The 247-nt window shown below is 53.4% G+C and carries 1 protein-coding gene; it reads left to right on the forward strand.

Translation table 11 applies throughout. The annotated features are described in order from the left end of the window. The coding region (locus KZZ04_RS20350) for a hypothetical protein (RefSeq protein ID WP_219424056.1) at positions 1 to 205 on the forward strand (205 nt) is incomplete at its 5' end. Positions 206 to 247 lie beyond the last annotated feature (42 nt).

The following is a 247-nucleotide window of genomic DNA, read 5'->3' on the forward strand; positions in this document are numbered from 1 at the left end:
TTTAATTGGTGGACCAGCCGCCGCCATTGCTGGTGCGGCGGGAGGCAAGATCATCGAAGGCGTTGCCGACATCGGACTCGACTTACTGGATGAGTACCTCTTGGATGGCGTGATGAAAGGCTGGACACCAAGAGTGTTCATAGAAAAACTCGATCAGGCGAGCCGCAAAGACCTGTCAAGAAAGAGAGTCGAGCCAAGGATCTGAACGAATAACCGAGCGGCTGCTCTTAGCTGCGTTTTTCCGTTC

It is taken from the genome of Pseudoalteromonas sp. CR1 (assembly GCF_019392235.1).
GTDB lineage: Bacteria > Pseudomonadota > Gammaproteobacteria > Enterobacterales > Alteromonadaceae > Pseudoalteromonas.